The 9,122-nt window shown below is 67.9% G+C and carries 5 protein-coding genes and 3 pseudogenes; 3 read left to right on the top strand and 5 right to left on the bottom strand.

Going from position 1 to position 9,122, the window contains the following annotated elements:
• Nucleotides 1–206, top strand: a pseudogene (locus OS124_RS27515) (hypothetical protein); the annotation flags it as partial.
• A gap of 6 nt (nt 207–212) precedes the next feature.
• Here OS124_RS27515 and OS124_RS0114155 read toward each other — a convergent pair.
• From OS124_RS0114155 to OS124_RS0114165, 4 genes and pseudogenes are all read right to left on the bottom strand, one after another.
• Complete coding sequence (locus tag OS124_RS0114155; RefSeq protein WP_010140378.1) at nt 213–731, bottom strand: isoprenylcysteine carboxylmethyltransferase family protein; 519 nt, start codon at nt 729–731, stop codon at nt 213–215.
• 252 nt (nt 732–983) lie between these two features.
• A complete protein-coding gene (locus OS124_RS0114160; RefSeq protein ID WP_029375443.1) occupies nt 984–3,731 on the bottom strand; it encodes an Ig-like domain-containing protein in 2,748 nt (915 codons plus the stop codon).
• Nucleotides 3,732–3,755: 24 nt separating this feature from the next.
• Nucleotides 3,756–3,887 (bottom strand): annotated as a pseudogene (locus tag OS124_RS28360) (hypothetical protein); the annotation flags it as partial.
• A gap of 373 nt (nt 3,888–4,260) precedes the next feature.
• Nucleotides 4,261–6,159 (bottom strand): annotated as a pseudogene (locus OS124_RS0114165) (choice-of-anchor D domain-containing protein); the annotation flags it as partial.
• Nucleotides 6,160–6,408: 249 nt separating this feature from the next.
• Here OS124_RS0114165 and OS124_RS0114170 point away from each other — a divergent pair.
• Nucleotides 6,409–7,104: a response regulator gene (locus tag OS124_RS0114170; RefSeq protein ID WP_010140379.1), complete on the top strand. Its 696-nt coding sequence runs from the start codon at nt 6,409–6,411 to the stop codon at nt 7,102–7,104.
• A gap of 183 nt (nt 7,105–7,287) precedes the next feature.
• On the opposite strand, the gene OS124_RS0114175 is transcribed toward OS124_RS0114170, so the two are convergent.
• Nucleotides 7,288–7,653, bottom strand: coding sequence for a hypothetical protein (locus OS124_RS0114175; protein WP_138919546.1), 366 nt, complete (start codon nt 7,651–7,653; stop codon nt 7,288–7,290).
• An 80-nt stretch (nt 7,654–7,733) separates the two neighbouring features.
• Between OS124_RS0114175 and OS124_RS0114180 the strand changes: the two genes are divergently transcribed.
• Nucleotides 7,734–9,122, top strand: a 1,389-nt coding sequence (locus OS124_RS0114180) for a sensor histidine kinase (protein WP_010140381.1), incomplete at its 3' end; no start/stop codon positions are given.

Genomic DNA, 9,122 nt, shown 5'->3' on the forward strand with positions numbered 1-9,122 from the left:
TTGGCGACATGGTTCAGACCGCGCTCTATTCGCTGTTCCTGATCGAGGGCGACGAGAACTTCCTGGCGACCCGCGCCGAGGTCACCCGCAATCATCGTGACATTGCCCGGGCCATCGCCTCGGGGTTGCCCGACCTGGCCGAGGTCGCGATGCGCAAGGTGATCCGCGACGGTCGAGAGCGGACCTCAGTCCAGCCCGCGCAATAGGGCGGCCTAGTAGCCGGCGAAATTGGCCCGCATGATGCGCTCTTCCTGCTCGATCCGGCGGCGCAGGACCATTGCATAAAGCGGCAGGCCGATGATCAGTGTGTACCAGGCATGCATGACCAGCGCGAAGCCGATCAGCTCGGGCAGGATGTTGAGGTAGTAGTTCGGGTGCCGCATCCGGGCAAAGAGCGTGCTGGTCACCAGCTCGTGATCCCGCGCCAGCATCAGCTTGACGGTCCAGAGGCGTCCCAGTTCGCGGATCACCCAGAACAGCGCCAGCATCGAGGCCGCATAGAGCGCAAGGCCCAGCAGGGTGATGCCATCCGCAGGGGCAAGCCGCCAGAGCCCTTCGGCGAAGCCCGAAACGTAGTAGGTCACATGGGCCAGGGCCAGCAGCGTGGTGGTCACCGCGTGATGTTCCGCCGCTCCGGCCTCACGGAGGCGGCGTTCATTGCGCATCGAGACGACCAGGCTGGTTATGCGCAGGGCGGCCGAGAGGAACATGAACGAAATCAGGACGATCATCGAAGGGCACCAGAAAATTACCTTAGGTCAATGCGGCATTTCCTAGAGACAATCCCCCGGCAGGTCGAGGGCTTTTGTTCCTTCATTGGGCAGTTTTTCGCCCCCCCCTCCGTCAAGGGGCGGTGCCGCGGCCGGCGTCCCGGAACTCTGGGGAGGGACGCCGACTGCGGATGCCCGACCCTGGGCCGCCCTGGGTCGGCCGGGCGGGGGCGGAGCATGGGGGGAGAAGGCCCGGCGCAGGGCCGGGGCGCCTCAGAACGTCAGTCCGACTTCCAGCTTGGCGCCGAGGCTTTCCTGGTCCGAGCCGAGGCCGTCGTAGTCGAGCCCGAGCGCATAGGTCAGCCCCGAGTGGGTCCGGCCGCCGAGGCCGAAGCTGAGCCTGCCGCGCAGGCCGTCGATGTCGAACTCGGTGCCGAGGGGCGCATTGCGGGTGTGGGTCTTGGCCCAGACCACCGCGATGCCGCCGGTCAACGACAGCTCTCCAGAGGCGACGGTCACTGGCCAGCTGACATCAAGGCCGAGGTCGATCTCGGTCAGGGCGGCCGTCTGCCCGGCGACGGGGTTGCCGAAGCCATCCTCGTAGGCCTTCTGCCGGTCCTCGACATGGGCGACGCCCAGCGAGGGTTCCAGGGTGTAGATGCCCCGGGTTATGCGGCCCGCCAGCCGGGCCTGTGCCAGCCAGCGCTCGGTCTCGAAATGGACCTCGGGGGTGGCGCCAAGGGTCATGTTGTTGCTGGTCTGCCCGTAGAGCAGCCGCGCCTCGTAGCGCAGTGGCTGCGCGCCGATGCGGCCCGCCACATAGGGACCGGCCAGCCATCCGGTGCCCTCGATGGCGGGGTCGCTGCCCCGGGTGCCCATGTGGTCGAATTGCAGCATGGCACCGGCGACAAACTGGTCGCTGGCGATGACATGGGTGCCGATCACCCCGAAAAGATAGTCGCTGCGCAGACCGTCACCAGAGCTGCGCCGGGCGTCGAGCTGCATCCAGACCGATCGCGACAGCGCCCCGTCGAAGCTGAAGTTGAACATGCCGGGACTGGCCTGAAGGGCGAAGCTGCGCCCGGTGTCGCCGCCCATCAGGTCGGTCAGCCGGGGTTGGCTGGCCAGCAGCGCGGCATTGCGCTGGATCAGGAAGCGGGCGATGGCCTCTCGGCTTTCCTCGACCACGGTATTGGTCAGCGACAGCAGGTTCGAGGCCTCGCTGAGATTGCCCGCCGCATCCTCGGCCGCGCCTGCGGGAAGGTGCAGGGTGAGGTCTCCGGTGCCGCTGCTTTGCACGGTCAGCACGTAGTCGGCGCCGCTGCCGCTCAGCCCGGTGACCGATCCGCCCGAGACCTGCACGTCGGCGATCTCGAACCCGGTGACCGGTTCCGAGAAGCTTGCCGCGACGGTCAGGCTTTCGCGTCCCGAGTAGCTGGCATCGCCCCCGGTGCTCAGCTGGACCGTCGGCGCCGTGCCGTCGAAGGTAGCCGAGCGGCTGAGGGATGCGGTGTTGCCGTTGCCCGCCGCGTCCGCTGCCGCATTCGCCTGCACCTGCACGCTGAGGACTCCGGGCCCTGAGGGGGTGATCTCGAGCGTATAGTTCTGTCCGCTGCCCGATATCGTGGCCGTCGCATTGACCAGCGCCAGGCCAGCGGAGGACAGGCCCGTCACCGGCTCGGAGAAGGTCAGCGTTGCCGTGTAGACGCCGTTGTCCGGCCCCGAGAGCGGTGACAGCTGAGCCGTCGGGCTGGTGCTGTCGTAGGTCGCCTGCCGGGTTGCCGATGCGAGGTTTCCATTGCCCGCCGCATCCTGCGCGGCATCGGCGGGGATGCTCAGGCTGACCAGCCCGTCCGCGAGGGGGGACAGGGCAACCTGGTAGTCGGTGCCGCTGCCGGTCAGGCTGGCGGTCGCATTGACCAGGGTCAGGTCCTGTTCGCTCAGCCCGGTGACCGGTTCGCTGAAGGTGACGGTCGCGCTGTAGATGCCGTTGGTCGGGCCGGACAGCTCTGAGATCGTGACCTGCGGGGGGACGCTGTCATGGATCGCGCTGACCGGGCCGGCGGCGGTGCTGGGGTTGCCGGCGCCGTCCTCGGTCAGGCCTGCCGGCGCCGCGACCGAAAAGCTGCCCTGTCCCGAAGGCGTGACCGTCACCGTGAAGCTGTCGCCCGGGGCCGTCCCCGACACCGTGGCCGTGGCATTGACCAGTGTCAGGTCACTGCCCGCGAAGGCCGCGACGTCTTCGGTGAAGGTGATGGTGGTCGTGTAGGCGCCGTTTACCGGCCCGGTCAGGGCGGCGATTGTGGGCTCGGGCGCCGTGGTGTCCTGGCTGACCGCGCTGACCTCGAAGGCATAGCTGGTCTGGCCGTAGGCGTTCGAGGCAATCGTGACGGTGGCCGAATGGGCGCCGGTCCCGGTCGGGGCGTAGGTGACGCTCAGCGTGGTGCTCTCGCCCGGGGCGATGGTCATCGCCGCGACGGAGACCGAGAAATTGTCGTCGTCGTCGCTGATCTGGGTCAGCGTCAGGGTGGCGTCTCCGGGGTTCGAGATGGTGAACTGCCGCGTCGTTCCGGCGGGGAACTCATGTGTTCCCATATCGGTGCCATTGCCGGTCACTGGGCTGGCGCTGCCCGGCGGGATCAGCAGGCCCGCGCCGCGCAGCTCGATTTCGGCGATGCCACCGAAGGTGGTGCTTTTCGCGCCAGTTGCGGTATTGGCATTGCCGGCCGCATCCTCGACGGCCCCGGCGCCGATCTCGTAGCCGACCGTGCCGGCCGAGAGGGCGGTCAGCACGATGTCCCAGACCGTGGCAGAGACCGGTGTCAGCTCGGCCGTGGCATTGGTCAGCGACAGGTCCGCCAGCGCAAGGCCCGTGACGGGCTCAGAGAAGGTCACCCGCGAGGTGAACTGGTTGCCGTTCTGGGGCCCCTGCAGGTCGTCCAGGGTAAAGGTCGGCGCGGTGCCGTCGTAGGTCGCTTCGCGCGTCACCGAGGCAGTGTTACCATTGCCCGCCGCGTCCACGGCCACATCCGCCGGGATCGTGACGCTGAGCAGCCCGTCGCCGTCGGGAGTGATCGCCAGCGCGTAGGTATCGCCGCTGCCCGAGAGGCTGGCGGAGGCGTTGACCAGGGTCAGGTCGCTCTCGGTCAGGCCGGTGACGGCTTCGGAGAAGGTCAGCGTGGCCGAGTACGACCCCGTTCACCGGGCCGGAGAGCGCCGAGAGGGTCGCGGTCGGCGGTGTCTCGTCGAATTCGGCGGTGACCGGCCCGGCGGCGGTGCTGTCGTTGCCCCAGGTGTCCTCGGTCAATCCGAGCGGGGCGGCGACCGAGACCGTGCCGGAGCCGAGGGGGGTCACGGTCACCGTGTAGAGGTCGCCCGATCCGGAAACGGCGGCGGAGGCATTGACCAGGGTCAGCTCGTTGCCCTGGAAGGGGTTCACGGGTTCCGAGAACCTGAGCGTCGTCGTGTAGACCCCGTTCACCGGCCCCGACAGCGGCGCAAGCGTGGTCTGCGGCGCGGTGGTGTCCTGGCTGACCGCCTTGATCGCGAAGTTGTAGGTGCTCTGCGTCGGCACGTTCGTGCTCATCTGGATCGTGGTCTGATGGGTGCCGGGGGCACTGGGCGCATAGAAGATCGTGAGCTGTGCGAACTCACCCGGTTCGACGAAGACCGACCCCCGCGAAGGGGTGAAGGCGGCGCTGCCGTCGCGGATGTCCGAGACCGCAAGCCTGGCGCTGCCGGTGTTGCGGATGGTGAAGGTGCGGGAGGTGGAGGCGGGGTGTTCGAAGGTGCCGAAATCGGTGTTGTTCAGGGTCGAGGGCGTGGTGCTGCCCGGCAGGACGGGCTGGTTGTCGCTGACGATCTCGATCGCCGGGGTGCCGCTGAAGCTCGCGGTGACCGGGCCGAAGACGGCGGTATTGGCCTGGCCCGACTGATCCTCGACCGCGCCGACCCGGATCGAATAGCCAAGGTCTCCGGACCCGATCGGGGTGAGGACCACATCATAGGAGCTGGCCGACAGCGGGGTGATCTCGGCCGTGGCATTGGTCAGGATCAGGTCGTCGGTGGTGAAGCCGGTCACCGGCTCGGAGAAACTGACCCGCGACGTGTAGGCGTTGACGGGGGAGGGGCCGGCGAGAGATCCCAGTGTGGCGGTCGGCGCCACGGTGTCGACACCGCTGCCCTTGAGGGTGAATGTATAGGGGCTGGAGGGATCGTTGGTCGTGACCGTCACGGTGGCCGTGTAGTTGCCCACGCCCGGAGGGTTGAACCGGATTGTCATGCCGCTTGAACCGCCTGCGCCGATGGTCAGGGCAGGCGGAGAGGTGACGGCGAAGCCCTGACCGGCGGTGATCGAGACATTGTTGACCGCCAGGGGGGTGGTGCCGTTGCTGTACAACAGGAAACTGCGCGGGCTGTTGCTGCCGCCGTATTCGACATTGCCGTAGTCGGTGGACTTTGCGGTGGTCGGCGTGGTGTCGCCGTCGGGGATCAGGGTGGTGCCATTCGAGGTGCCGTAGACCACCAGGTTGGGCTCTCCAGTGGCAGTGCCCTTGATGGTGAAGGTGTAGGTCTGGATGTTCGGCCCCGACACGACGAGCATGCCGGTGTGCTCTCCGGCCGTGGTCGGATCGAAGGAGACGGTCACCTCCTGCGTCGAGCCCCTGGCGAGGTCACCGGAAAAACCCGAGGTCAGTGAAAAGGCACTGCTGCTGCCCGCGCCGAGGGCGACGCTGCTGATCGAGGGCACCCCCGAGGCGCCGGGCTCAAGCTCGAATGTCCGGCTGATGGCGCTGGCCGAGACGGCGACGCTGCCGAAATTCGTGCGGTCGAGGGTGCTTGGGGTCGAGTCGCCGTTGGAAATCACGGCGCCGTTGCCGGTGACCGTCAGCGGCGCTTTCGTGTAGGCGCAGTCGGGATCGCTGGCCATGTCGAGCGCGGTGTAGTGGTGGGTGCCCAAGGTGCCCGGCGGCGTGGTCCCCGGGACCAGCGGCGATTCCGTCACGGTGCGGCCGGTGCCGGCATCGCGGAAGTCACCATAGAGGCCGAACCAGACGTTCGTGCCGATCATGTTCGAGGCGGGGAAGGTCAGGTTGGGCGAGGCGCTGAGGGTCTCTCCGTCCGAGCTCGCCTGCAGGCCGAGGCGATTGGCGGTGCTGGTCAGGTCCTCTTCCCACTGGGACAGGTTCAGGTATTCGCCGTTGTAAGAGCTCGTCGCGCCAAAGGAGACATTGACGCGCCCCGTGGTGTCATTTGCGTTCGGTCCTGCGGCGCAAAGGCCGTCCAGGCGGTAGTTGATCGTGATATAGCCGTTTGACAGCTCGGCCTGTGCCGCCGTCGCCCCGAATCCCATGAGTGCGGCCCCTGCAAGTGCCGCCCCCCTCAGGACGCCTCGTGTCAGGGACCTGACGGAGCGGGCGAGGCGGGAGATCTGGCTGGACATGGGCATTCCTGTCGGTCGGCGCGACAACGGGTCCGGCCCCCGGGTGGCGGGGGCGCGGCAGGACCGTCATCACGAGTGGCGATTTATTGCCGGATTTACTGCAGGTTAATTTGTCTGCCCATCTACGGATCCGTTGAGTTTGGGCAAAAAAGTTAAACTGGCCGGGGTCGCATTGTTCGTGTTAAGCCAATTCCCAACTCGGGCTCATCTTTTAATTGTCGCGATGCGACGTTTCGAAAGCAGTCAGACGATCCGATGAACCAGCAAGACATGCAGGCGCCTGCCCGGGTGCCGGAAGAGGGGGGCGGCCAGCCGAGGGTGCTGATCGTCGAGGACAGACCGAATTATCGCGAAAGGCTGCTGCGTGCCCTGACCGTCGAGGACGGTTTCGACGTCGTCGCCACGACGGGCACCCTGGACGAGGGCCTGCGGATGCTCCGCCGTCTGCGGCCGGATTTCGTGCTGGTCGACCTGGGGCTTCCCGACGGCTCCGGCCTGGAGCTGATCCGCGCCGCGCGGGCGGCGGACTGGTCCTGCGCCGCCCTCGTGGTCAGCCTGTTCGGGGATGAGGACAGCGTGATCACCGCCCTGCGCGCCGGGGCCAAGGGATATATCCTGAAGACCGACAGTTCGCAGGATATCGTGCTGGCCCTGCGCGCGGTGGCCGAGGGCGGCAGCCCGATCTCGCCGCAGATTGCCCGTTACCTGCTGGCGCTGCTGCCCGCCGAGGAGGCATCGCGCAGGCCCGTGCCCGGTGCCGTGCGCCTGACCCGTCGCGAGACGGCCGTGCTGGAACTGGTGGCCGCGGGCTACCGGCGGCAGGAGGTGGCGGACCGTCTGGATATCAGCCTGGGCACCGTCGGGACGCATATCCACAACATCTACCGCAAGCTCGAGGTGACCTCGAACGTCGAAGCGATCGCGGCGGCCAGCCGTCAGGGGCTGGTCTGACGGCGGCAGGTCGCTGACTGGCGCCGTGAGGGGGGACGGGTGAGCGAGAGCGCAGATCATCAACAGGGCGAAGGCCCGGCCCGCGGCGCAGGCGAGACCTTGGCGCGCGGCCGGAGTTCAACCCCTGATCCGAACCCTGGCCGAAGTTCGGGGCAAACGTCGGGTCAAGCGTCGGATCCGGCCTCACGTCAGGGCACGGCCCGGGGCATGGGCCCGCTGCGGGCGATAGTCCTCACGGCGCTGTTGCTGACGCTGGGCCTGATCCTGGTGGCGGAAGTGCCGCTTGTCGGCATCGGTCGGATCGAGGGGGCGCAGCGTCTTGTGCAGGCGGATATCTGTCAGCCCGAGGCGGGCGACAGCTGCGGCCGTCGTCAGCCGGTGTCGCTGCCTCACGACATGCGCGTGCCCGATGATGCCGGGACGGGGCAGGGCAGCGCCCGCGACCGGATCCACTACCGCCTGACTTTCACGCCTGATCCGGGTCAGCCGGATATCGGTCTGCTGCTGGACCGCTTCGGCGATACGCTGTTCCTCTCCCTCAACGGCCATGCGCTGACTCCAGAGCGCGATCCGGAGACGCCGCGCTGGCATGACCGCAACCGGCCCAGCTTCTTCTTTTGTCTCCGGCCATGCTGGTCGAGGGGGAAAACCGCCTCGACGTGGTCCTGTCGGGCGATCCGGGCACCTGGCTGCACCTCTACCCGGTGGATGTCGGATCGGCACGACCGCTCCACTTCGCCTGGCTGAGAGCCTTCATCTACCGCAGTGGCTTTGCCCGCATGGCCTGGGCCGTTTCCCTGCTTGAGTTTGCGATCTTCCTGGTGCTGTCCCGCGCGGCACCGCGCGAGCTGGGCACGCGCTGGCTGCCGCCGGTCATGGCCTGCGTCGCGGTCTACACCTGGTACTGGTCGGTGCCGAACCTGGTCCCGGTGCCGGCGGTCAGCCGGGTGATCTCCGAGCTCTGCATCCAGGCTTCGGTCTATTTCCTCTACCGCTTTCTGCGGGCCTTCGTGAAAGCCTATCCGCAGGGCGGGCTGGGATGGATCCATGGCGTGCTCTTGGCCGAGGCGCTTGTTCTCGTGCTGGCCCAGGTGGTCTTCTCGGTCGATCTGCTGGTCTACATGCATGTCGTGACCGGAGCGCTGGCCCTCTACGGGCTGGCGATGCTGCTGGTCGGGCCGTCGCGCTGGTATCGCGGTGCCCGGGTGAAGTTCGTCCCGCTGTTCGGCCTGGCGCTGATCTTCGCGGCGGCGCAGTGGCTGATCCGCCTGATGGGGCCGGTGGCGCTGGCGGGGGATCCCGGCGCGATCGCGCCGGTGCTGGTCTTTGCCGCCATCGCCTGGGCCTATTTCGACCAGATGATCCACCTGCAGCGCCAGACGGACCAGCTGAACGCCACCCTGCGCCAGCAGGTCGAAGAGAAGTCGCGCGAGCTGGAAGAGACCTACCGCGAGCTCGCCCGCCATGCTGAGGCCCGGGTGCTGCGCGAAGAGCGGCAGCGGATCATGCAGGACCTGCACGACGGCCTCGGGGGGCAGCTGGTCAACACGCTGGCCTATGTCGAGACCTCGGGGCGCCAGGATCCGGTGCTGGTCTCGGCGCTCGAGGCCGCCCTGGTCGACATGGGCATGATGATCGACGGGTTGCAGAACCAGGATGACCTGGCGCTCATGCTGGCGATGCTGAGGGGCCGGCTCGAGCCGATGCTGGCGCGCCATCATGCGCGGTTCGAATGGCAGATCGACGGGCGGCCCGAGCTTGGCGACCGGGGCGCCTCGGTCTCGGTGCTGCGCATCGTGCAGGAGGCGATCACCAATGCGGTGAAGCATTCGGGCGCCCGGGTGATCCGGGTACAGACGACGCGGCAGTCGGTCAGCGTCAGCGATGATGGCCGGGGCATGGGCCAGCCGCGACAGGCCGAGCTGGCCGGGACGGCGAGGGTCGGGGACGGACCGGGTGACGCGCCGGCGGACAGGGGGGCGGCCTCGGCCCGCCAGGGGCTGGGGCAGTCTCGGGCA

Source organism: Oceanicola sp. S124, from assembly GCF_000220565.1.
Classification (GTDB): Bacteria; Pseudomonadota; Alphaproteobacteria; order Rhodobacterales; family Rhodobacteraceae; genus Pseudooceanicola.